The sequence below is a fragment of the Treponema sp. R8-4-B8 genome, from assembly GCF_054786175.1.
In genome coordinates this window covers 1-501 of sequence record NZ_BDHE01000308.1, presented here as the reverse complement: position 1 = coordinate 501, position 501 = coordinate 1, and the positions used below count along the sequence as shown (strand labels likewise).

Genomic DNA, 501 nt, shown 5'->3' with positions numbered 1-501 from the left:
ATCCTGTCTCTTATACACATCTAGATGTGTATAAGAGACAGCCATCATCGCTTGCGATTATGGGCAAACCATATTGAGCAGCTTCTATCAAAACAACTCCCAAACCCTCGGTATCTCCTTTGGAATCTATAATTGCCGGCAAAATAAAGCAGCAGGCATTTTGATATTCTTTTTCAAGATCTTCTCTTGAAAGCTTTCCTAAAAACACAACTTGCTCCGGCGCATCTTTGGCAGCTTGCTTTTTCAATTTTTCAGTCAAATCTCCATGCCCTGCTATGCGAATCTCAAATTTTGCGCTATCTAGCATTGCAGCCGCTTTGAGCAAATATTCTATTCCCTTGCGCTCAATGTGGCGACCAACAAAAAGAACCTTAAATTTGCTTTGAAAAGCCAGTTTATCGCGCTTGGCGCACACACCCAAGGTTGTTCCATAAGGTGAAATTTCAACATTCCTATTGCAAATTTCCTTTATTTTTTTTGCTGTAAAAGAACTGTTTGCAA

General features: G+C 39.9%; 1 protein-coding gene. It reads right to left on the bottom strand.

Features of this window, described 5'->3' with window-relative positions:
* Window positions 1–10: 10 nt before the first annotated feature.
* A partial coding sequence (locus ACYVRA_RS08535; RefSeq protein WP_461252295.1) for a glycosyltransferase family 4 protein occupies window positions 11–501 on the bottom strand: 491 nt, incomplete at its 5' end.